This window comes from Candidatus Pelagadaptatus aseana, assembly GCF_040362265.1.
GTDB lineage: Bacteria > Pseudomonadota > Gammaproteobacteria > Pseudomonadales > Cellvibrionaceae > Pelagadaptatus > Pelagadaptatus aseana.
Genome location: NZ_BAABNJ010000001.1, coordinates 433968 through 457636, shown reverse-complemented (window position 1 = coordinate 457636; position 23669 = coordinate 433968). Strand labels below are relative to the sequence as shown.

20 protein-coding genes are annotated in these 23669 nt (G+C 54.1%); 10 read left to right on the top strand and 10 right to left on the bottom strand.

Translation table 11 applies throughout. The features are described 5' to 3' along the window. Positions 1-53 precede the first annotated feature (53 nt). The 3 genes from dtd (at position 54) to ACPXV9_RS02100 (ending at position 1992) form a co-directional block, all read left to right on the top strand. Complete coding sequence (dtd, locus tag ACPXV9_RS02110; protein ID WP_423894156.1) at positions 54-491, top strand: D-aminoacyl-tRNA deacylase; 438 nt, start codon at positions 54-56, stop codon at positions 489-491. Between the two features lie 70 nt (positions 492-561). Beyond that, on the top strand, positions 562-1530 hold the full coding sequence (locus tag ACPXV9_RS02105; RefSeq protein ID WP_423894154.1) for a DUF3179 domain-containing protein: 969 nt from the start codon (positions 562-564) through the stop codon (positions 1528-1530). Between the two features lie 18 nt (positions 1531-1548). Further along, positions 1549-1992: a YtoQ family protein gene (locus ACPXV9_RS02100; RefSeq protein ID WP_423894152.1), complete on the top strand. Its 444-nt coding sequence runs from the start codon at positions 1549-1551 to the stop codon at positions 1990-1992. A gap of 117 nt (positions 1993-2109) precedes the next feature. Here the strand turns inward: ACPXV9_RS02100 and ACPXV9_RS02095 are convergent, their stop codons facing one another. Continuing rightward, entirely contained in the window at positions 2110-3831 is a 1722-nt protein-coding gene (locus ACPXV9_RS02095; protein WP_423894151.1) for an amidohydrolase, read from the bottom strand. 108 nt (positions 3832-3939) lie between these two features. Between ACPXV9_RS02095 and ACPXV9_RS02090 the strand changes: the two genes are divergently transcribed. Next, complete coding sequence (locus tag ACPXV9_RS02090; protein ID WP_423894149.1) at positions 3940-4212, top strand: TMEM165/GDT1 family protein; 273 nt, start codon at positions 3940-3942, stop codon at positions 4210-4212. Positions 4213-4309: 97 nt separating this feature from the next. Here the strand turns inward: ACPXV9_RS02090 and ACPXV9_RS02085 are convergent, their stop codons facing one another. Continuing rightward, positions 4310-5314, bottom strand: a complete 1005-nt coding sequence (locus ACPXV9_RS02085) for an AraC family transcriptional regulator ligand-binding domain-containing protein (RefSeq protein ID WP_423894147.1) — start codon at positions 5312-5314, stop codon at positions 4310-4312. A 116-nt stretch (positions 5315-5430) separates the two neighbouring features. Between ACPXV9_RS02085 and ACPXV9_RS02080 the strand changes: the two genes are divergently transcribed. The 3 genes from ACPXV9_RS02080 to ACPXV9_RS02070 all read left to right on the top strand — a co-directional run bounded on the left by ACPXV9_RS02080 (position 5431) and on the right by ACPXV9_RS02070 (position 8294). Continuing rightward, on the top strand, positions 5431-6507 hold the full coding sequence (locus ACPXV9_RS02080) for an alpha/beta fold hydrolase (RefSeq protein WP_423894145.1): 1077 nt from the start codon (positions 5431-5433) through the stop codon (positions 6505-6507). Between the two features lie 79 nt (positions 6508-6586). Continuing rightward, positions 6587-7432 (top strand): sulfurtransferase, encoded by an 846-nt coding sequence (locus tag ACPXV9_RS02075; RefSeq protein WP_423894143.1) that lies wholly within the window; start codon positions 6587-6589, stop codon positions 7430-7432. Between the two features lie 4 nt (positions 7433-7436). Continuing rightward, positions 7437-8294, top strand: coding sequence for a DMT family transporter (locus ACPXV9_RS02070; RefSeq protein ID WP_423894141.1), 858 nt, complete (start codon positions 7437-7439; stop codon positions 8292-8294). A 68-nt stretch (positions 8295-8362) separates the two neighbouring features. Here the strand turns inward: ACPXV9_RS02070 and tal are convergent, their stop codons facing one another. Both tal and ACPXV9_RS02060 read right to left on the bottom strand, forming a co-directional pair. Next, positions 8363-9304: a transaldolase gene (tal, locus tag ACPXV9_RS02065; RefSeq protein WP_423894139.1), complete on the bottom strand. Its 942-nt coding sequence runs from the start codon at positions 9302-9304 to the stop codon at positions 8363-8365. Between the two features lie 243 nt (positions 9305-9547). Then, complete coding sequence (locus ACPXV9_RS02060; protein WP_423894138.1) at positions 9548-9742, bottom strand: hypothetical protein; 195 nt, start codon at positions 9740-9742, stop codon at positions 9548-9550. A 311-nt stretch (positions 9743-10053) separates the two neighbouring features. Here ACPXV9_RS02060 and ACPXV9_RS02055 point away from each other — a divergent pair, with 311 nt between their 5' ends. Beyond that, positions 10054-11913 (top strand): autotransporter domain-containing protein, encoded by a 1860-nt coding sequence (locus ACPXV9_RS02055; protein ID WP_423894136.1) that lies wholly within the window; start codon positions 10054-10056, stop codon positions 11911-11913. Positions 11914-11967: 54 nt separating this feature from the next. Here ACPXV9_RS02055 and argA read toward each other — a convergent pair whose 3' ends face one another. From argA to ACPXV9_RS02030, 5 genes are all read right to left on the bottom strand, one after another. Then, entirely contained in the window at positions 11968-13278 is a 1311-nt protein-coding gene (gene argA / locus ACPXV9_RS02050; RefSeq protein ID WP_423894134.1) for an amino-acid N-acetyltransferase, read from the bottom strand. Between the two features lie 152 nt (positions 13279-13430). Then, positions 13431-14573, bottom strand: a complete 1143-nt coding sequence (gene argE, locus ACPXV9_RS02045; RefSeq protein ID WP_423894132.1) for an acetylornithine deacetylase — start codon at positions 14571-14573, stop codon at positions 13431-13433. Between the two features lie 44 nt (positions 14574-14617). Further along, positions 14618-15403 (bottom strand): substrate-binding periplasmic protein, encoded by a 786-nt coding sequence (locus ACPXV9_RS02040; protein WP_423894130.1) that lies wholly within the window; start codon positions 15401-15403, stop codon positions 14618-14620. Positions 15404-15441: 38 nt separating this feature from the next. After that, complete coding sequence (locus ACPXV9_RS02035) at positions 15442-16557, bottom strand: methyltransferase domain-containing protein (protein WP_423894128.1); 1116 nt, start codon at positions 16555-16557, stop codon at positions 15442-15444. A 60-nt stretch (positions 16558-16617) separates the two neighbouring features. Continuing rightward, positions 16618-18729, bottom strand: a complete 2112-nt coding sequence (locus ACPXV9_RS02030; protein WP_423894127.1) for an FAD-dependent oxidoreductase — start codon at positions 18727-18729, stop codon at positions 16618-16620. A gap of 197 nt (positions 18730-18926) precedes the next feature. On the opposite strand from ACPXV9_RS02030, the gene trxA reads away from it, so the two are divergent. Both trxA and rho read left to right on the top strand, forming a co-directional pair. Next, entirely contained in the window at positions 18927-19253 is a 327-nt protein-coding gene (gene trxA, locus ACPXV9_RS02025; protein ID WP_423894125.1) for a thioredoxin TrxA, read from the top strand. Between the two features lie 354 nt (positions 19254-19607). Continuing rightward, positions 19608-20867: a transcription termination factor Rho gene (gene rho, locus ACPXV9_RS02020; protein WP_423894123.1), complete on the top strand. Its 1260-nt coding sequence runs from the start codon at positions 19608-19610 to the stop codon at positions 20865-20867. A gap of 364 nt (positions 20868-21231) precedes the next feature. Here rho and ACPXV9_RS02015 read toward each other — a convergent pair whose 3' ends face one another. Then, a complete protein-coding gene (locus ACPXV9_RS02015; protein ID WP_423894121.1) occupies positions 21232-23667 on the bottom strand; it encodes a response regulator in 2436 nt (811 codons plus the stop codon). Positions 23668-23669: the final 2 nt, after the last annotated feature.

Sequence of the window (23669 nt, the reverse complement as noted above, 5' to 3'; positions counted from 1 at the left end):
TGGCTTAATCCGGGGCAGGTCTGAGACCGTATCAATTGTAATTGGGAGTTGTTGTGCGGGGTTTGATTCAGCGCGTGAGTGGTGCCAGCGTCACAGTGGATGGCGAAGTCACAGGTGAGATTGGTCAGGGCATTTTATTGCTGCTGGGCGTCGAAAAGGGGGACGGTCAGGACGCCTTGAACAAGATGTTACACAAGGTCCTCAACTACCGGATTTTTTCTGACGATGACGGCAAGATGAATCTCAGTGTCGCTGACATCAATGGTGGTTTGCTGGTGGTTTCCCAGTTTACTCTGGCCGCGGAAACCAAAAAGGGCCTGCGCCCGGGTTTTTCCACCGCCGCCGCTCCCGATCAGGCCGAGGCGCTCTATGAGCAATTTGTGGCTCAGGCCAGAGAGCAACACCCCGATGTGGCCACCGGCCGTTTTGGGGCCGATATGAAAGTGCAACTGCTCAATGACGGCCCGGTAACGTTTCTGCTGGAAACCTGAAGCCCAGTTGCTTGTCAGAAGTTATTCACACAAATCATTCCAATAACAAATAATTCTTTGTGAGTGTTACATGAACCAAGTTATACGTTTTGCAATTGCCTCCCTGATGTTGATCGTTGCCAGTGCGCCCCTGCAGGCCAGTGAGCCGGGGTTGAGCGAGATGGAAAGCCTGAACGGCTTTGATTTGCGCAACATCAGCGTCGAGCAGGTTGATATTTTTGAAGGCGGTCCGCCCCGTGATGGCATCCCAGCCCTGGATGCGCCGAAATTTGTGGCACCCGCTGATGCCGCGTTTCTGTCCCCCGAGGATAAAATTCTGGGGGTGGTGATTGGCGATACAGCGCGCGCCTACCCCGTGCGGATTCTGAATTGGCACGAAGTGGTCAATGACAAGATTGATGACACGGCCTTCTCGGTAACCTACTGCCCGCTGTGCGGCTCCGGTATGGTGTTCGCCGCTGAAACTAAGGGCTTGGCCCTCACCTTCGGCGTATCCGGCCTGATCTACGACAACAACGTGCTGCTGTACGATCGCAACACCGAATCGCTCTGGTCGCAAATTATGGGCGAGGCGATTTCAGGGGAATTGCAGGGAGAGCGTTTAACCCTGATGCCCGTAATTCATACTACCTGGGCCGACTGGCTGGCGCGCCATCCGCAGTCGGAGGTACTGAGTACCGACACCGGCCACCTGCGTGATTACGGCTCAGACCCCTACGACTTTTACCAGCAGGTGGGGATGATCCATTTCCCGCGCCGTCATATTTCTCCCAACACCTACAAGGCTCATGAGCCGATACTGGGCCTGACACTGAACGGTGTCAGCAAGGCCTACCCCTATCAGGAACTGAGCAAGCAGGGTGAGAAAAGTTTTGCCGATAACATCGGTGGCGAAGCCGTGACGATCCACTGGAATCAGGAAGCGGCCAGTGCCTACGCCACCGACAGTGACGGCAATACTCTGGCCGAAACCTACAGTTACTGGTTTGCCTGGTACAGCTTTAACCCGCAAACCGACGTCTTTGTCAGTACAAAATAATTGCAGTAAGGAATCACTATGAACTGGACCGTATACCTCTCCGGTGAAATCCACACCAACTGGCGTGATGAAATCATGGCCGGCGCAGACAAGTTGGGCTTACCCATCACCTTTGTTTCCGCCAATACCGATCACGATTCCAGCGATGCCGCCGGTGACGTGCTGGGGGATGAGAGCAACAACTTCTGGCGCGACCACAAGTCAGCCAAGGTGAATGCCATGCGCATTAAAAACCTGATCGAGAAGTGCGATATGGCAGTGATCCGATTTGGTGATAAGTACAAGCAGTGGAATGCGGCGTTTGATGCCGGCTTTTGTGCGGCGTTGAACAAGCCCTACATTACCCTGCACGATGACAGCATCATCCACCCGCTCAAGGAAGTGGACGGCTCTGCCATGGCCTGGGCGCAAAACACCGATCAGGTGATTGAGCTGTTGCGCTATACCGTTGAATCCAAATAACCCTGTGCCCTGCCCGGCCTCCCTCTGGCCGGGCGATCAGCCCGTCCCTAAACACCTGCTCCTAAATGCCCGACCCTAAATACCCGAACCAAAAGCCCCGTTCGTGAAGATCCGCTGTTAAGACTCGTTGGAAAAAATTGTCACGCCGTTGACGATGGTTTGGGTCACTTCAATATCTTTTATTGCCATGGGATCCACGGCCATGGGGTTTTGACTCAGCACCACCAGATCCGCCAGTTTGCCCACCTCAATGGAGCCGAGTTCGTGGTCGCGAAAAATCTGATAGGCGGCATCGATGGTGACGGCGCGCAATGCCTGCTGCGCTGACACGCGCTGTTCCTTGCCGATGACTCGGCCGCTGGTGGATACCCGATTGACGGTGCTCCAGACCAGCGTCAGAGGTTCCATTGGCGCTACCGGGGTATCCATGTGCACCGAATACGGCAATCCCAGATTCTCGGCGGATTTGGTCGGGCTCATACGGGCAGCCCGGATGGGACCCATAAAGAAATCCCGATGTCGGTCACCCCAGTAGTAGGTATGGGCCGAGAAAAAGCTGGGGGTAATGCCCAGTTGTTTCATCTTTAACAGCTGATCTTCGCGCGCCATCTGTGAGTGAATCACAATAAAGCGGGGGTCCGGATCGGGACGCTGTTCCAGTGCCTTGGCAAATGCGTAAATGATGTCGTCGATGGCGGCGTCGCCATTGCCGTGAATCGCAATGCGGTAGCCCTGTTGATGCAGCGCGCTGACCTGTTTCACCAGTTCATCGCGGGGTTGGGTCGGATAGCCCCGATAGTAGGGATTGTTGCGAAAGTGGGTGTGGTAGGGCTTTGACAGATAACCGGTGTAGCCCTGAATGCTGCCATCGGCGATGACCTTGACCCGGTTAACGCGGCTCAGATCACTTTCATAATCGCCGCCGCTGAAGTCTCCCTGCATCAGCGCCTGAAACTGGTCCGGATCTTGTTTGTTGAGCATAGGCCACAGTTCCAGCCGGAAGGGAATCAGGTTGAGCTTTGAGACAAGGCTGACGCCCTTGAGCATGGTGGATGGCGCGCCACCGTTCTGGGCCAGAGTGACACCGGCTGCGGCGTATTCATCGATGGCGGTGGTCAGCAGCAACCGCAGCTCGCTCAGGGAAAAATCCATGGCCTGTTGCATCGTGGCGTTGATGGCGGTTTCTTCCAGCAATCCGGTGAGCTCGCCGGTGTCAGGGTCTTTGGCAATGACCCCGCCAACCGGGTTGGGCGTGTCGCGGGTTATGCCAAGGGTTTCCAGGGCCAGGGTATTGGCAACGCCCATATGCAGTGAGGTGTGCACAATAAAAATGGGGTGCTCACTGGAGACGGCATCCAGATCCTGCCGTGTCGGGTGGCGTCGCTCGGCCAGCAGGGTGTCGTCGTAGCCGGTACCCACAACCCATTCGCCGGGGGCTTTGGTGGTGAGTTTGTTGCTCAGGATTTGCTGCAATTGATTGAGGCTGGTGATCTGGCCCATGGGCGGACTGCGCAGGTCGGCGTGCACTGCAAACAACCCGGAGGCAGGAAAGTGACCGTGGGCATCGATAAAGCCGGGCATCAGGGTTTTGCCCTGCAGGTCGTAAACCAGACTGTCGCTGCGGATCCGTTGGGAAATTTCCTGATTGCTGCCGATGGCGACAATTTTATTGCCTTCCAGGGCAACGGCCTCGGCGGTGGTGTTGTCCGAATCCATGGTCAACACCGTCGCGTTGATAAAGATTTGGCTCGCAGGGGCGCTGGCCGGTCGCAGGTATTGATGAATCAGCAAACCGGCCATGACGACAAGGGTAGACAGCACTATCAAAGTTTTTTTCATATCAGCTTCTTTATTGTTGTAGCTAAGCCCTGTTGGGTATTGTTTCCGGCGTGGCAATGCTATGCAATGGCCCCTTCTGCCATTGCCGTTGTTATAGAGTGAAAGTATATGGACTGGAAAATATTTCTGACAATTTTTGCCGCAGTGTTTATTGCCGAGCTGGGGGATAAAACTCAGTTGGCGACCATGCTGTTTGCGGCCGACAAGGAAGTGAGCAAGTGGACGGTCTTTGTGGCCGCTTCGGCCGCGCTGATCGTGGCTTCTGCGATCGGTGTGCTGGCGGGCAGTTTGCTGTCGGAGTACATCAATGAAAAGTACCTGCACTACATCGCCGGCGTTGGCTTTATCGGCATTGGCGTCTTTACCCTCTACAACGCCTGACGCGCTTGTAAAATCAGGGCATGGTTGAGCAATGTGTTTGTATTCTGAAAGTAGAGTTACCTGCTGCTTTGCATGGTCAGGCCCTTGAGATCAGGGATTAACTCTGATCGGCAGCCCGATATTCACTGGGTGAGCATCCCTGCCAGTTCCTGAAGGCCCGACGAAAATTGGCGCTGTCCTGATAACCCAGTTGCAGTGCGATGGCGTCGACACTGAGGTCGGTTTCACGCAAGTAGTGGTGGGCCCATTCCTGCAGTACTTTGGTTTGCAGTTGCCGGTAGGTGTGTCCCTCTTCACTGAGGCGGCGAATCAGGGTGCGCTCTGACAAATGCATCTTGTGGGCGATGGTCTTGAGGCTGGGTAGTGGCGGGGTCTGGGATCGCAGGGTCATCAGAATATGATGGCTGTGCAGTTGGCTTTGGCTGTTGTTGAGCTCCTGCATCAGGGCGATACAGCGGCTGCGCCCTTGCTCCCAGAGTACCGGATCGTAGAAGGGTGACGGGAAATCAATCAGGCTTCTGTCCAGATCAACGCCGGTTTCATCGGCGTCAAACACGCAGGGGCTGTGGTAGGCCTCACGGTAGCGATCGCAGTATGGCGGTTGCGGGTAAGAAAAATAAAACGTGCCTTCGGTAAAGGGGCGGCCCAGTACCATCTCCAGGATGTTCTGCAGCGTCAGCATCATGACCTCGTGCTGGGTGCGGCGGGTAATGCCAATGGCTTCGTGCTCGCGCACCCTGAAGCTCAGTTGTTTTAAACCCACTTTGATGTCCATAGTCATATAGTCGGCCTGCAACCGGCTGAAATCACACAGGGCGCGCAGCGCCTCGAGCAGATTGGGGGCGGCCAGCCCAGCCAGTCCACTCTCCCCCAGTGCCAGCAGATTGGAGTGGCGGCCGAAGCGCAGCCCCAATCCCGGATCCCGACTGATCGCGAGGGCGTTGCTCAACAGGGTGACAAAGTCCTGCAGCGGCATGCGCTGCTGGGTCAGCACAGTCTCCCTGTTCTGGCGGGTATCGCCGGTGTATTCAGACCATTGCTCAGGACTGAGCTGCAACTCTCTGGCAATGGTGCGGGCGAAGAAATTGGAGATATTGGGCATGATAAAAAATGAGGCTCTTGGCAGTTAATGACACCCTGTTGGCTAGCATAGCACTGTGAGCCGGTTGGCTAGAAGGTGACAATAGACCCATTGATTCATTACCACCGGAGTCCCCTATGTCCAAATCCCAGTCAAAGGTCGTCTACAGCAAGGGCAATACCCCTCTCAATTACGTGCCGGAAGATTATTTACCGGCCGGTGCCACGGGGCAGTGGTTGGTATTGCGCGAGGGGGTTGATGCCGGTAAGAAACTGTTTTTTTACGACGTTACTGTAGGAGATGGTGAGCCCGAGGCCACGTTGTTTTTTGTGCACGGTAACCCCGAGTGTTCATACACCTATCGTCAGACCATGGAGCAGGTGATCGCGCAAACCGATAAAACCCTGCGCATCATCGCCATGGATCATATAGGTTTTGGTCTGTCGGATCAGGCCAGTTTTGAAATGGTGGATTATCATCACACCAACAACCTCAAGCAGTTGATTGCACACCTCAATGTCACGGACGTGACGCTGGTGATCCACGACTGGGGTGGCGCCATCGGCGTCGGTGCCTTTATTGATTCACCGCAGCGGGTCAGCAGTCTGGTGTTGATGAATACCACCATTTTTCCCATGCCCGCCGAGGGCGATACCTACACCAATTTCCCCTTCCCCGGCCCCTTGGCCTGGAATCGTCTGGGTACCTATCTGCCCTGGCGAGTGTGGAAGCATGTGCCGCCGATGGTGATGTTTTCACCGGCAAGCAAACCAGGGTTTGCCCTGCATGGATTGAAATTTGCGCTGCGATCACTGACTGGCCAGCTCAATGAAGAGGAAAAAATGTATCGCCGGATGTTTCGCACCGAAGCCAATGCCCGCAGTTCGATGCGCAACGTCAAACAGACTCGGGTATGGGGTCACGGTTATCGCTACTTCGATGATCGTGAAGGCTGGCAGGACAATCGCGAGTTCTATCGCAATATGCAGGCGAAGATAGGGGCTTGCTGGGGGCCTAAGGGGCAGAACATTCCGGTGCGGGGCTTCTTTGGGTTGTTCGATCCCTGTGCCAAGACCCAGGTCCAACAGCAGTGGCTCGACGCCCTGCCGCAGTTGCAGGGGTATATCACCTGCTTTGAAAATCGTGGTCATTTTGTTGAGGAGCACGAGCCGCAAGCCATTGCCTCGGGTATTGTGTCCGCCGCCGGGCTGTAAAAATTTCTCTTGCTGGTGCCCTGCAAGGAGTGGGTGGATTACACTAGAACACTCATTCCGTTCAGGGCCCAGACTTTTTATGTTGCAGACCGATTCCCCCTTGGTTACCACAGCCTGGTTGGCGGATAACCTCTCCCGTGACGATCTGATAGTGCTCGATGCCAGTGTTGCAAAGGTTATTGGCAAAGAACCGTTGTTGTATGACACGCTGCAGGTGATTCCCGGTGCTCGCCGCTTTGATCTGGAAAATGAGTTTGTCGATCTGGATTCTGATCAGGTGCATGCGCTGCCGACGCCACAGCAATTTTCCGATGCCGCCCAATCTCTGGGCTTGTCCCAGAATAGCCAGATCATCATCTATGACAATCAGGGCATTTATTCCGCACCGCGTGCCTGGTGGCTGTTACAAACCATGGGGTTTGAGCGGGTTCGGGTGCTTGATGGCGGTTTGCCTAAATGGTTGAGCGAACATCGTGAAACGGTTGCTGACTATGCACAGTCGGATACTTCTGCTGCGGTGGCCGTTACGGATCGGCGCTCTATGACCATTTGCGATGCGGCTCAGGTACTCGACAATATTGCCGGGCAAACTTTTACCGTGATTGATGCCCGGGGCGCTCCGCGATTTCAGGGGACAGCTCCGGAGCCCCGCCCCGGGTTGCGCAGTGGTCATATTCCCGAGTCATTGAATTTGCCTTTTGCCCTTGTGCTGGACGGGTTTTGTTACAAGCCGACTGCTGAACTGCAAACACTTTTTCAGCAATTACTGGGTAACCGGTCGTCGGCCATGATCTTCAGTTGTGGTTCGGGTATGACCGCTTGCATTATTTTGCTGGCCTCGGTGGTTGCCGGTTATCAGGATCTGCGTCTTTACGATGGCTCCTGGGCGGAATGGGGCAGCCGTGCTGAGCTTCCCATCGAATAATAGGTTGCCTCTGAGCGCCCGCTATATGCTGTTGTCGGCGCTGGGGTTTGCGCTGATGGCTCTGTGCGTCAAACTGGTCAGTCGCTACGGCATTCCGGTATTTGAAATTGTTGCGGCGCGCGCGCTGGTGTCGCTGCTGATCAGTTACGTGGATATTCGCCGCAAAGGATTGTCCCTCTGGGGGCATAACAAGTTGCTGTTGTTTGCCCGCGGGTTGGTTGGCACCCTGGCATTAATGGCCGTGTACTACTCGGTTACCACTCTGCCGTTGGCGGAGTCCACGGTTCTGCAATACCTGCATCCGGTGTTTACGGCGCTGCTGGCGTTGGTGCTGTTAAAGGAACAAGTGCATTTGTCGACGGCGCTGTGTGTGGCCTTGTCACTGGCGGGGTTGGTGCTGATGGTGCAACCGGAGGTGGTGTTTGGCGCGTCTTCGCTTTCACCATTGCCATGGCCCAGTGTTATGGCAGGTTTACTGGGCGCCTTTGGCAGCGCGGTGGCCTATGTGATTGTGCGCAAGTTGAGCCAGAGTGAAGACAGCTCGGTGATTATTTTCTATTTTCCGCTGGTTGCCCTGCCCCTTTCACTGTTGTTGCTGGGTGACGATTTTGTCATGCCCAATGGGCAAGCCCTGATGTTGTTGATACTGGTGGGGGTGTTTACTCAGATCGGTCAGGTGGGATTGACCAAGGCCATGCAAACTGAAACCGCGGGCAAGGCCACGGCCTATTCCTATGCGCAGGTGGTGTTTGCAGTATTGTTGGGCTGGGTGTTTTTTGATGATGTACCGGCCCTGACCACCCTGGCGGGTGGCGGGCTGATTATTGTCGGTGCGCTGATTAATGTGTTTGGGCGACGTTAAGGCATCGTGTCATCTCGATACGCAGTTTAGAGATCCCTCACATTGGTTCGGGATGACATCTCCAGAACTTAGAGGGTGGCCAACAATTCTTCGAGCTTAATCTGATCTTTGACAAAATTGCGAATGCCCTCTGCCAGCTTTTCCGTGGCCATGGCGTCGTCGTTCATGGCAAAGCGAAAACGGGCCTCATCAAACACAATCTTCGGCTCCTCACTGGTTGCTGTTGTGACAGAGAGTTGCTGTTGCAGTTGGCCGCGATCCTCGGACAGCGCTTGCAACAATTGCGGGCTGATGGTCAGTCGGTCGCAACCGGCCAGCCCCTCAATCTCGCCGGTGTTGCGGAAGCTGGCGCCCATAACAATGGTATTGTAGCCATGTTGTTTGTAGTAGTTGTAGATGCGCGTCACCGACATCACGCCGGGATCTTCCAATGGTGCATAGTTCTGTTGCCCGGTGCTGGCTTTGTACCAGTCGAGGATTCGACCCACAAAGGGTGAGATCAGGGTAACCCTGGCCTCAGCGCAGGCGGCTGCCTGAGCAAAGCTGAACAGCAGCGTCAGGTTGCAGTTGATCCCCTCTTGTTCCAGCACCTGTGCCGCGCGAATGCCTTCCCAGGTAGAAGCAATCTTGATCAGAATGCGCGACCGGTCGACGCCAGCCTGTTCATAGAGATCAATCAGTTGTTTGGCTTTGTTGATGGTGGCCTGAGTGTCGAAGGACAGGCGCGCATCCACTTCGGTGGAAACCCGTCCGGGTACCAGTTTGATGATTTCACAACCGATGGCCACGGCCAGGTAATCACCCGCCAATTGAACGTCACCAGAGGATTTCTCCATCGCCTGTTGCAGCAGTGGTTGGTACTGTGGCATCTGTGCGGCTTTCAGCAGCAGCGACGGGTTGGTGGTGGCGTCTAGTGGCTGATAGCGGGCGATGGCTTCGATGTCGCCGGTATCGGCAACCACGTCGGTCATCTGGCGCAATTGTTCCAGTTTGGTGGGTGTCTGGTTCATGGGAGCATCTCTGATAGTAAGGGATGCCTCTATTCAACACGTTAAATGGCCGTGTTTCCAGAGACACTGCATGGTTCTGGCTCTGGATCGGACATCCTATTCCGGTCGAAAGGCCAGTTCAGTGACGACAGAGACACGGGATAAATTTTTACAGGCCGGGTAACAGAGTCCACCTACGTGTTAGTGGAAGGTGGTTTCCCAAAGGTGATGCAGGATGCCGAGTGGACCTGCTGTTGGCCTCTGTTATGTACCGGCCAGCCGTTGCTGCAGTTGGTTGATTTCAGTTTCACAGGCGGCCTGATCCAACTGGTCGATGGGTATGAACAGCCGGGCTTCGGCCATTTCAAACCATTCCTCACTCGGGTAACCGCAGCCCTGATAGCCCTGCAAAATGATCAGATGGCGCAACTCTGTCAGCCGTTGTCTGTGTTTTTCCACCTTAATCCCCTTTCTTATTTTTGTGCTGTGGCGCTGCGACTTTTGGCGCGCTCATTGTAATGCCATCGTTCATCGGCGGGTATCGCTCAGCGGCATTGATTGTCTTTGGAGATACGTCTGTCGATGAACAATCGTTCATGGTTTTTTTGGTGACTATTTTGTAAGCGATTTGCGGCGGTGTTGCGCTTTTTGGTCAGGCGGACAATTTTTTTGTTTTATTTTATGACTGGTTGTTATGCCTTGGTCATGATGATAAAAATGACTGCTTTTTTAAATTTAGTCATAACAACAAAAACTATAAGGATAATAAGATGAGACGTAAAGCTCTGGTGGCCGCGATGGCGCTGGCTACCTCCATGAGTGTTCAATCCGAACAGCCGTTCAATGACCTGATCGTATTTGGTGACAGTTTGCTGGACAACGGAAACCTCTCCTACGCAACCAACGCCGGTGGTGTTATTGCTTCTGAACTGTTTGCCGAATCGCTGGGTTTTGATCTGGAAACGCTGGCCAACGGCGGCAGCAACTATGCGGTAGGCGGCTATCAGACTACCGATATTCTCGACTCAATTGCCGGTGGTGTAGCCGATCAGGACGCCGCCAATACGGTAACCACAGGTGGTGGTAATTTTAATCCCTACCTGTTTGATAATCCTCGGGCCAATCCCAATGCACTTTATCTGATTGATGGTGGTGGTAACGATCTGGCTGGCAGCTGGCTGGGTGGTGGTGCAGCCGCGGTTCAGGCGTCGGCTCAAAATACTGTCGCGGCGGTTACGGCATTGAATGCGGCCGGAGCCAAATACATCATGGTTGCGACGGTGCCCGATCTGGGTTTTATACCGCAGATACAATTGGCCGAGTTGGGTGCGCCCGGCACAGTGGCCGCGGCCAGTCAGGCTTCGTTGGGGTACAACGATGCTTTGGCGTTATTTATGCCGAGTAGCGGTGCCAATGTGATTCCGGTGGATTTTGCCGGTCTGGTCAATCTGATTGTTCGCGAAGCCGACAGTCTGGGTTTTGCCAGTGGTTTTGATGCGGCGGTAGCGGGCGGTACATTTGATCAGGCATACACCTGTTACGACAATGGTCAGGCGGGTACTGGTGCCTCTGCAACCTGCTATGAGCATGAAATTTACGGTATTGATGGCTCGGCTCCGGATCCAGACCGATTGATTTTTAATGACGCGCTTCACCCCACCGGCAAAACCCACGCGCTGGCCTCAGATTATTTGCTGGATATTATTCTGGCGCCGCAGAAAGTGGGTCTGTTACCGCAAATGGGATTGGATGCTGCGCGGGGTCAAATCCAGACGGTACAGAGTGAGATGCGCCAGTCCCGTTGGGGTGGTGTGCAAAACGGCTGGTTTGTTTCCGGAGCTGTGGCTAACAGCGAACAGGAAGGCAATGTATCTCCTGAGCTGGATAATTATTCTGCTACCGTGGGTTTGATTCATCGCTTTAGCGACAAGGAATTGTTTGGCGTGGCTCTGACCACAGGTTATAACGAGCTGGACGTATCCGGCGCCGATTTTGAAGCCAACAGTTACGGTTTGAATGTGCTCTATGGTTACCGCGCCGGTTCCTGGTTTGTTGATGGAACCATCGGTATCACGACCATGGATTATTCTGATTTGCAGCGTGATTTTGTGTTCGGTACTCAAACCTACACCGCCGAAGGTGATACCACCGGTCTGGCGATGAGTCTTGATGTGCTGGCCGGTTACGATCTTCTGGGTGATTCCGCCAAGTACAATTTTGGTCCGATTGTGGGTGTGCAAACCATTCACTCCAAGGTGAGCAGTTACCGTGAGACGGGTGGTGAAATTTCCAACTACGAATGGGCGGATCAGACAGCCAACAGCAACCAGTTCCGAATTGGTCTGATGGCTAATGCCCGTATGTCTGAGCGACTGACTCTGAATGCGGAAGTGTTTCACTCCACCGAAGAGGAGGAAGAGGGGTTCCGTGATGTGGAAGTTACCAACACCAATCTTGGGTTCCGTTCCTATGAGTTACCGGGTGCTTATGTTGATGGTAGTGACTTTGTTACAGCCAATATCAGTGGCAGCTATAAGCTCAGTGCCGGTGAGGTGAGAATGAATTATCACTACAGTGGTCAGGCGGATGAGTCAGGTCGTTTTAGCGTGACCTATTCGGCAGCGTTCTAAATACTTTAGAGCGAGAACAGCGCCCCTTGGTTGTTATGATCAAGGGGCGTTTTTTTAGGTCAGCTTTTTGATAAAAATCTTGGAGTTGCGCTGAAAGTTATAAAGAGATTTTTTGCTTTCAGGCAAGCGTTCCAGTTGTGCTGCGACAAATCCCTGTTCAATAAACCAGTGAGCGGTCTGAGTAGTCAGCACAAAAATTTCATCAATATGTTGTTCGCGAGCCTGTTGTTCGGTTGCGCTCAGCAGCGCGGCGGCACGGCCGCCCTTCTGGTAGTCGGGGTGGGTAGCGACACAGGCCAGTTCGGCGATCTCACCGTGTGGGTAAAGCGCCATGCAGGCGACAATGGTGCCGTCCATTTCCATGATGTTAAACCGGTCGATTTCGCTCTCGAGTAACTCGCGCGAGCGACGCACCAGTGCGCCCTGCTGCTCCAGAGGCGTAATCAGTTCAAGAATTCCACCGACATCATCAATGCTGGCTTTGCGCACGGTCTCGTATGTGTCGCTGTGCACCAGAGTGCCAGATCCCTCGCGGGTAAACAGTTCCCGCAGTAGTGCGCCATCTTGTTTGTAGCTGATCATCTGCGCGCGCGGGACGCCCTGCTGACAGGCGTTATAACAGGCCAGCAGGGATTGGGAGTGGTCATTGCCCGCCTCCAGTTTTTCCAGTTCGCAGGCGCACTCGGCCAGCGTCATCTGCCGCAGCAGTTCGCCGTCCTGATTGCGATAGCCATCTTCCGAGGTGTAGGCAATCAGTTTGTCGGCCTGCAATTGAGTGACCACGGCTGTGGCGACGTCGGCAAACGACAGATTGAAAATTTCACCGGTGGGAGAATAACCCTGAGGTGACAGCAGCGTGATGGCGTTATTGTTCAGTGCGATGTTCAAGGCCTCGACATCGACTTTGCGAACCTTGCCGGTGTGTTGCAGATCAACACCATTGACCACACCCCAGGGTCTGGCGGTGACGTAATTGCCGGACACTGTGCGTATCGCCACGCCGTGCATCGGTGAATTCGGCAGCCCGGTGGACAGTGCCGATTCAATTTGGCAACGAGCGCTGGCAATGGCTTGAATGATGGCCTGAATATCCTGCTGGTCTGTCACCCGCAGGTGGTTTTCAAATACGGATTCGCTGCCCTGACTGGCCAGTTGGGCGTCGATTTGCGGACGGGCGCCATGGACCAGCACCAGTTTGATGCCGAGCGTGTGGAGCAGCGCCAGATCGTGAATGATGTTGGCAAAATTATCGTCCAGCATGGCGGCGCCGGGCAGCATCACCACAAAGGTTTTACCGCGGTGGGCGTTGATGTAGGGCGACGAATGACGGAACCACTTGACGTAGTCCTGGCTGGTGGCGCTCAAAGTATTCCCCAAAGGTTTGTATGATATTGATGTCATCTGGTCTTAAATTGCTCCTGCATTTAAGACATACATGCCGTCCATCGTAATAAATGAATCTGAAGGATCTCTTGGAGATTCTTCCTCCCCCTGATCGCCAGAATGACACATGCCTATTATAAGCAAAATTTTTGGATCAACTGTTTAAGAATTTCCACCGCCGGTCTGATCTGGTCCAGCGGAATAAATTCATCCGGTTGATGGGCCTGATCAATGGAGCCGGGGCCCATGACAATGGTTTCCATGCCCAGTTGTTGCAGGAACGGCGCTTCGGTAGCAAAGGCGACGCACTCGGCGTCGTGGCCGGTCAATCGCTCTGCGGTTTTCACCAGTTCCGACTGCCCTTCCTGTTCAAACGCGGGTACGCCACCGAACAGGGTTTTGCGTTTGATCTGAACCTGATTCTGCTCGGCAATCTGCTGCAATTGGCGGTCGATACGCGCGCGCAGTTCATCGTTATCCATACCGGGCAGGGCGCGAAGATCAAACTGCAATTCACAGTGGCCGCAGATGCGATTGGGGTTGTCACCGCCATGAATGCAGCCGAGGTTGAGCGTGGGCGTCGGTACGGTAAACAGCGGATTTTGATACTGTTTTCCCAGTTGTTGACGAAAATCCATCAATCCCTGAATGACCTGATGCATGGATTCCATGGCGTTATTGCCCAGAGCCGGGTTGGATGAGTGACCGGAGTGGCCCTCGATTTCAACCGCTTCCATCATCATGCCCTTGTGCATCCGGATTGGTTTCAGTCCTGTCGGCTCGCCGATCACCGCGTAGCGGGCCTTGGGGTAACCGGATTCTGCCAGAGCGCGGGCGCCACTCATGGAGCTCTCTTCGTCGGCGGTGGCGAGAATAATCAGCGGTTGTTGCAGTGGGGTGCCAACAAAGCTTTTGGCGGCTTCAATGGCCACTGGAAAAAAGCCTTTCATGTCGGTGCTGCCCAAGCCGTACCAGCGGTTGTCGCGCTCGGTCAGCTTGAATGGATCCGATTGCCACAGTTGGTCATCGAAGGGCACGGTGTCGGTGTGCCCGGCCAGCACCAGTCCGCCGGGGCCACTGCCCAGCGTCGCCACCAAATTGTATTTTTCGCTGTCGCCAACCTGCAGCACCTCGGTGGTAAAGCCAAGTTCACTGAGCCACTGTTCCAACAGCTCAATGACGGGTTTGTTGCTCATGTCCCAGCGGGCACTGTGACTGCTGACCGAGGGGGCGGCAACCAGCTGTTGCAGTTGGGTTTGAAGATCGGGAATGTGCATGGGGCTAACTATAGCAGTTTGTGGATTGGCAACCAGATGGATCGTCAGGGCAAATCATCCGCGTTGGCCCATTCATATTTGGCATCAAAGATGCGGTCGATGGTGCCGTTGGCGTGGAGTGTCGCAAGGGCTTGTTTGTACACTGGAATCAGATCCTGACGATTGGAATTTTTGGACATGTACAGGCTGCCGGATGTGCCATTCATGACAAACAGTTTTTTCAGTCGTCTGGGGCCCACATTCATTTTTTGCATGCTCCAGAAAATGGCCTGATCGCTGCCCACCATGACATCAATTCGCGCGCTCAGCAGCATGGCAATGCCCTGCTCCATATTGGATACGTAAGTTCGCTTGAAATGGGTGGCTTTGTTAAAGGAGGGGCTGTACTTGCCGCCCCGGATAAGGGCGACGGTTTTATCGGTAAAATCTTCCAGTGAATTGAGCTGGGTGCCATCGCTTCTGCCGATGGCGATCATCCGGGTGTCCACCAGATGACCAATGTGAATAGCCACTTGTTTTGACTCGTCACTGTCAAACAGGAAGGCCATGTCCACCTGACCGCTGTGAAGTGAATGTACCACTCTGGGGTAAGGTTGCATTTGATTGGCAACCGGGATACCGGTGACCTTTTCCAGTTCTCCCAGTACCGAGATCAGCAGGCCCTGATTGACACCGGCACTGCGGATCCCCCATGGCTTCACCGTGGTAGTGGCAAATTTGACGGGCGTGATGGTAGGCGTGGCAATCGGATCGGCCGTCAGAGGTAGACAGATCGACAGTGTTAGCAAGCCCGTTACCAATCTGAGCAGCTGTGTGGTTAATAATTTCATAGTAGCGGTGTCTGGAAAATGATTGTCGTCAATGGATGCTAACAACAACCAGAGCCGCTTTCGCCGGTGTGGCTGCCACCCTTGGTTTCCGTGGCCGGTCTCAGGGTGCCGGCGGGTTTGCAGAAGCAACCCAGGTTCTGTTCTTCGGCCGGCGACATACCCACAAACTCGGACTGATAATCTTCGCTGGTGAGCAGGTCATAGGTGCGTTTGGATACGGCGGTGCGCTGGCCCCGGACAAAAGTGTTGCCCAGATCGTCTTCCACTTGCTGGAACGGTCCGCGATAAAGCAGAGCCTGACCGGCATCGTAGAGATTGTCGCGGCTGGGCTTGATGGCGGTCAGAGTCACAGAGCGAAACTCGATGCCCTCTACTACCTGCCAGGGTTCGGCTTCCCATTTGTCGTAGCGCACGCCGACAAAGCCGGCGTCGATAAAGGCCTGCATAAATTCCTGTTCGTGGAAGGCGCCGGAGATGCAGCCGCTCCAGAGTTCGGCATCGGCTTGCAGATGTGCCGGTACCAGCTCGTCGCAGACAATATCGGAAATGGCGACGCGACCACCGGGCTTGAGAGTGCGGAAAATTTCAGACAGCATCTGCACGCGATCTTGTTGCGCCACCAGATTGAGCACGCAGTTGGAGACCACCAGATCGACGCTGTTGTCAGCAACCAGAGGCTGGTTGATACGCTGCTGGGTTTTCCAGTTTTCCAATGCCAGCATGGAATCCACGTCGGTAACCGGGTTGTCCGCCAGAAACTGATTCATGGCGTCCACATCGAGCGCCAGATCCTGGATAAAACCTTTGCGAAAACTGACGCGATCGCCGCCGAGTTTTGCGGCCATTTCCGGTTGGTGTGAACGCGCCAGCTCGAGCATATCGTCGGTCATGTCGACGCCGATGACAAAGCCATCCTTGCCGACCAGCTGTGCCGCCATATAGCAGATCTTGCCCCCGCCGCTACCGAGATCGAGTACGGTATCGCCTTCACGTACATAGCGCGATGGATCACCGCAACCATAGTCGCGGTCGATGATTTCCTGAGGCAGTAATTTTAACAGAGAGGTGTCGTAATCCACCGGACAGCAGAGTGCTTCCTGTTTGGCTTTGGCGCCTTCGGCGTAACGTTCACTTACCAGGTTTTCAACGGTCATATCATTCCTTATTTCTAGCGTTTCCCGGGAAACAGGCAGGATGCCTGTTTCTGGAAAAATTCAGCCTCTTTGCCACTGATGGTAGCGTTCTACCCAGCGCAGCAGTCCCTCGGGTTTGTGGGCTTTTTTCCACTCGCCAGCCAAAAACTTGTTGGCCTCGTTAAAGGTGGGGTAAGCATGGATGGTACCGAGAATTTTGTTCAGGCCCAAGCCGTGTTTCATGGCCAGCACCCACTCGGGCAACATTTCCCCGGCGTGTTCGGCAACCACAGTCACTCCGAGGATTTTATCTGAGCCTTCAGGTGTGATGACTTTGACAAAGCCTTGAGCGCAACCGTCGGTGATGGCTCGATCCAGATCGCTGAGATCGTATTGGGTGACACTGTATTTGATTTCCTGATCCTGCGCCTGCTGCTCGGTGATGCCAACACTGGCAACCTCCGGGCTGGTAAAGGTCACTCTCGGGATCACCCGATAGTCAACTTTGAATTTCTTAAACCGCCCGAACAGGCTGTTTACCGCGGCATACCAGGCCTGATGAGCTGCTACGTGAGTAAATTGGTAAGGGCCGACAATATCGCCGCAGGCGTAGATATTGGGGTAAGGCGTTTGCAGATATTCATTGACCTGCAGGGTGCCGGCATCCGTCAGTGGCAGTTTGAAATCGCAAAATTGCTGACTGCGGGCCTCTCGTCCCACGGCAACCAGCAGCTTGTCAAAACCGGTTTCACCGGTGCTGCCATCAGCCAGCTGCCAATGCGCGGTGCCATCGGAATCGCTTTGGCTGAAACGTTCAATGGTTGCGCCGGTAATGACGGTGACGCCGTCTGCCGTGAGCTGTTCGTTAATCAGTTGGCCCGCTGCGGGTTCTTCCCGGGGCAGTAATTGTCTGGCTCGACCAATCAGGGTGACGTCACTGCCAAGGCGGGCAAAGGCCTGTGCCAGCTCACAACCGATTGGACCGCCGCCCATAACCAGCAGGCGCTTGGGTTGCTGTTTGATCTGCCACAGATCTTCGCTGGTGACATAATCCACATCACGGATACCATCAATGTCCGGCACTCTGGGAGCTGCTCCGGCTGCGAGAATGATATTGCGGGTGGCGATGGTCTTGCCATTAACCTCCACTTCCCAGGGGGAGACAATGCGGGCATCGCCCTGCACGCAATCAACCCCGAGGTCGGTGTAGCGCTCGACCGAATCATGGGGCTCAATGGCGTCGATTGCCCGGTGTACCTTGCCCATCACCTGGCCAAAGTCGAGGCCCGCGATGGGTTTGGGCGCACCAAGATCACTGGCCTGTTGCAGGCCTTTTGACAGTTTCGCCGCACTGATCAGTGCTTTGCTGGGCACGCAGCCGGTGTTGAGGCAGTCACCGCCCATCTGCTCACGCTCTATCAGAGTGACTTTGGCTTTGACCGCTGCGGCGATATAAGCGCTTACCAGACCGGCTGCGCCTGCCCCGATGACCACCAGATTGGTATCAAACTGCTTAGGCTTGGTGAAGGGCCGGTATATTTTATAGGCCTCATAGCGGCTGACCACTGAGCGCAACACATAGGGCAGCAGCGCCAATAGGATAAATGCGCCGACCAGCCCCGGTGTCAGTATGCCACTGGCGCTCAGAGATTCGATGGCGCCCAGTTCGGCGCCGGCATTCACATAAACTGCGGTGCCGGCCAACATGCCCAATTGACTGACCCAGTAGAATGTCCAGGTCTTCATCGGGGTCAGGGCAAACGCCAGATTGATGACAAAGAATGGTACCGCCGGGATCAGGCGCAGCGTGAACAGGTAATAGGCCCCCTGCTTTGCTACGCCGTCATTGATGGTTTTTAATTCCCGGGAGAAGCGCTCCTGAACCCAGTCTCGCAACAGTGTCCGCGCCAGCAGGAAGGCCAGTGTGGCGCCAATGGTGCTGGCAAAAGAGATGATCAACAATCCCCATCCGAGACCAAACAGGGCGCCACCGAGCAGGGTCATGAGTGCGGCGATGGGCAGGGAAAAGGCGGTGACTATGACGTAGATAAAGAAATACAGCAGGCCGGCGACAACCGGTTGCTCATCAATCTGCTCGCGGAACCAGTGACCCAGTTGGGTGATATCGCCTCCCAGCCAGTAGTAAGCGGCTACAACAGCGGCGATCAGCAGCAAAATAAGGATTTTTTTCATGATTGTCCTTTATAAGTTCTATTTATAGTCTTTATACGCCCGAATATCGGATTATATGCAATCTAAAACCTTGAGTGTTTGGCACACAGTCTTTATCATCCCATGGTTTTGTGGCCAGCGAGTTTCTGCTTGCTCTTATATGGCCCGCATTCGGGGTGAAAGTTTCCCCCCATTCCCTGAAAACTTGGAGAAATATTATGAGTGACAGCATCGTTCACGTAACCGATGCCAGCTTTGATGCTGAGGTATTGAGCGCAGAAGGACCTGTCCTGGTTGACTTTTGGGCTGAGTGGTGTGGCCCTTGCAAAATGATTGCCCCTGTACTGGACGAGCTGTCCGGCGAGTACGGCGACAAAATCAAGATTTGCAAAATGGACGTTGACGCCAATCAGCAAACTCCAGGTAAGTTCAATATTCGCGGTATCCCGACTTTGATTATTTTCAAAGGCGGTAATGCCGAAGCCACGAAAGTGGGTGCCCTGTCCAAGGCACAGCTGGTCGAGTTTATCGACGGCGCACTGTAAGACGAATGCTGGCCGCTTTGGTTTCGACGAAAGCGGCCAAATTCTTTGCAGCAAGGTAATTTGTCGCTATACTTTCTGCATCTCTGGTTCTTCCGCAACTTTTCATACGCAAGCCAATCTGTTTAGGGCGCGCCCGCCGAAGATCCTCAATAATTTTTTCATTATCTATTTGTTGCTCCCTGCGTTTCCTTTTCCAAATATTTGGCCTGATTGCCCGATGTTTTCAGTGGTCCAGCAAAAAGATGTGTAATGTTGAACAATAATCAACCACTCAATACTGTTTGATCGTTTGTCATTCGACCTTAATCAACCCAAAACAAGTTCTTTTCTTGTCAACCAAACCGCCAAGCGCTTATGAATCTCACCGACCTTAAAAAGAAACCCATTGAAGAACTGATTACCATTGCCAAAGAAATGGGACTGGATAATCTGGCCCGTAACCGCAAACAGGACATTATCTTTAATATCCTCAAGCGCCACGCCAAAAGTGGTGAGGACATCTACGGTGATGGTGTTCTGGAGATTTTGCAGGACGGTTTCGGGTTTCTGCGCTCTGCCGAGGGCTCTTATCTGGCGGGACCGGATGACATCTACGTGTCCCCCAGTCAAATTCGTCGCTTTAACCTGCGTACCGGTGACACCATCTCCGGTAAGATCCGCCCCCCCAAAGAAGGCGAGCGTTACTTTGCCCTGCTGAAAGTTGGCAATATCAACTTCGATAAGCCGGAAAATGCCAAGAACAAGATTCTGTTTGAAAACCTGACGCCACTGTTTCCCAATCAGCGTCTGGTGCTGGAGGCCGGAAACGGTTCCACTGAAGATTTGACCGGTCGTATCATCGACCTGATTGCCCCCATCGGCAAGGGTCAGCGTGGCCTGATTGTGGCGCCGCCCAAAGCCGGTAAAACCATCATGATGCAGAATATCGCCCAGGCCATCACCCGCAATAATCCCGAGTGCCACCTGATCGTACTGCTGATCGATGAGCGTCCTGAGGAAGTAACCGAAATGCAGCGTTCCGTGCGCGGCGAAGTGGTGGCTTCTACTTTTGACGAGCCCCCTACCCGCCACGTTCAGGTTGCCGAGATGGTGATCGAGAAGGCCAAGCGTCTGGTTGAGCACAAAAAAGACGTGGTGATTCTGTTGGACTCCATTACCCGTTTGGCCCGTGCTTACAACACCATCGTGCCGTCTTCCGGTAAGGTGCTGACCGGTGGTGTGGATGCGCACGCTCTGGAGCGCCCCAAGCGTTTCTTCGGTGCTGCCCGAAATATTGAGGAAGGTGGCAGCTTGTCTATTGTTGCCACCGCACTGGTGGATACCGGTTCGAAGATGGACGAAGTGATCTTTGAAGAGTTTAAGGGTACGGGTAACCAGGAATTGCGACTGGATCGCAAGATTTCCGAGAAGCGTGTTTACCCTGCCATCAATGTTCGCCACTCAGGCACACGTCGTGAAGACCTGTTGATGCGCGAAGACGAGTTGCAGCGTGTCTGGATTCTGCGCAAGCTGCTCAATGATATGGAAGACGTGGCTGGTACCGAGTTCCTGATCGACAAGCTCAAGGATCATAAGACCAACGATGAGTTCTTCCTGTCGATGAAGCGCAAATAATATTGGCACAGTCAATGTCATCCCGAACGGATGTGAGGGATCTCCCGGGTTTCTAGAGATCCTTCGCTAATGCTCAGGATGACAGCGTTAGCGCTGTCAGTTTCAAAATTCCACACACAATGTGGTAACCAAAAAGGGGAAAGACCAAAAGTCTTTCCCCTTTGTTTATTTACATGGATGTAATGTATGCCGCGACAGGCAGGACGCCGATAGCGGCGATTTACATGGATGTAATGGCAGATATGTGCTCCTGCCAAATCTGCACTTCCGCCATCCATGGCGGTCGTATGCCGCGACAGGCAGGACGCCGATAGCGGCGATTTACATGGATGCCGTGAGCGACTTTGTCAGAATGGCAGAGTTTTTACTGCATGGCCCTCTCGGGTGACTTGTACAGCCCCAGCTTATCAAACGCATCACGCAGCTCATTGAGGGTGATGGGTTTGCACAGGAAGTGGTTCATGCCGCAGGCGAACACGGCCTCGCGATGCTCTTCCATGGCGTGAGCGGTCAGGGCGACAATGGGAGTTGCCGTCAGATCGTTGATGCGTTCGTGCTTGCGGATGCAGCGAGTGGCCTCAAAGCCATCCATTTCCGGCATTTCGCAATCCATCAGAATCAGATCAAAGGATTTCTCGGCACCGGTTACTGCATTCAGGGCTTCGCGACCATCCTCGGCCAGTGTCGGGGTGATATTGAGTTTGCCCAGTAGGCCTTTGATAACCATACGGTTAACCGAGTTGTCTTCGGCTACCAGTACATTGAGGTGGCTGAAGTCGGTCTGGGCGGGCTTGGGAATATAGTCGACTTCGCTGTGATCGTCTTCGATGGCGCCGAGCATAACGGCAAGCTCGTGTTTGATCTTTTTCGGTGAGACCGGCTTGTGCAGCACGGTTCTGATGTGGCTCTGTTTCAGCTCTTCCAGATCAAACTGTTCGTTGGAGGCGGTCAGCATAAAGTAGCGGCCCTTGTCATTGGGGTAGAGCTCAATAACTTTGCGGGCCAGGGCCAGACCGTTGCCGTCGGGCAGGAAGTAATCCAGCGAGATAAAATCAAAGGCGGGCTGATTGTCCTTATGGCGGGCGGCGAGCAGTTCCAGAGTCTCCTTGGTGGAGCGGGCAACCGCCGGTTTCATACCCCAGCTGATGCAGTGATAGGTCAGAATCTCGGTGAGGGTTTCATTGTCTTCGACAATCAGGATATTTTTACCAGCCAGATCGGCAATGGTGCGGCTTGGCTCGCTCTCAGGTGTCGCGGCGATCTGCAGTTGTGTAGTAAACCAGAAGGTTGATCCCTCACCTTCGATGCTGTCGACACCAATGGTGCCGCCCATGACTTCAGCCAGACGCTTACAGATGGCCAGCCCCAGACCGGTGCCGCCGTATTTGCGTGTGGTGGAGCTGTCGGCCTGACTGAAAGATTGGAACAGTTTGCCCTGGGCGTCTTCGGAAATGCCAATGCCGGTATCAGTGACTGAGAAACGGATCAGTGGATTTTCGATGTCGGAATCCGGTTCGCGTCGTGCCTGCAAGGAAATGCAGCCGGCCTCGGTGAACTTGAAGGCATTGCCCAGTAGATTGATCAGGATCTGACGCAACCGGGTCGGATCGCCTTTGACGTGCAGCGGTGTGGTGGGACTGACGCTGCCGACCAGCTCGATATGACGTTTGTTGGCGGTGGCGCCAAACAATTGGGTACAGTCTTCGATCAGCTCTTCGAGGTTAAACTCGGCCTCTTCCAGCTCCATCTTGCCGGCTTCAATTTTCGAGTAGTCGAGAATGTCATTAATGATGGTGATCAGGGTTTCACCGGAGCGATGGATCACATCCAGGTAGTGCTTCTGATTGTCACTCAGGGGTGTATCGCGCAACAGTTCAACCATGCCAATCACGCCGTTCATGGGCGTTCGAATCTCATGACTCATGGTGGCCAGGAACTGGCTCTTGGCGCGGCTGGCTTCTTCGGCTTCGGTTTGCTGGCGTTGGGATTTGAGTTTTTCTTCCTGCTCGGCCAGCAGGGCCAGTTCCATCTGGTGGCGCTGTTCAATATCCGACAGCAGCGATTCGCGCATCTGGTTGATGGCGTTAACCACGTTGTCCAGTTCGTCCGGGGCGCTGTCCGGTGACTTGTTGCGTTTGAGGCTCAATTCCATGCCCATCTTGTCCAGATTCAATTCCCGGGCATAGGTGGCGATGGTTTCCATGTGGCGGGTCAGCAGGTTACGCACCAGCAACAGAATAAACACGGCGATGGTCAGAATGATGGTCGATTGCATGCCACCAAAAAAGCGCGCGTTTTCGGTCGGGCGCTGATACAGGCTGTCGAGGCTGGCTGTGACGACGAGCTTGCCCAGATTCTGATTGGCTTCGCTCTCGGTGGCATAGATCAGTGGGTATTCGCGAATCAGGGTTTCTTTTAATGGCAGGATTTTGAACCAGAAGCTGTTTTCCATGGCCTCCTGATCGCGATCAAGAGCACTGGCCATCATGGCCTGTTCCTGATTGTTCCAGTCTTTCCAGTCCACGGTCACCTGAATTACGTCGTCCACCTCCAGCACACTCTGAATCTGGATGTTGAGTTGTTCTTCATCGAAACCCCAGAGGCTTTTGGTGATACTGGGCAGGGTACTGATGCGGACCTGGTCGAGACGTTTTTCCAGTTGGGAGATGTCGTACTGATAACTATTATAGAGCTGCCAGACAATAGCCAGAATGGCAAACATGGTACTGGAGAAAAGGATCAGTACCATCAGTTTGGTAGCGATTGGGTTTTTGCGACCGTAGTAGTTGAAGCTCTGCATGA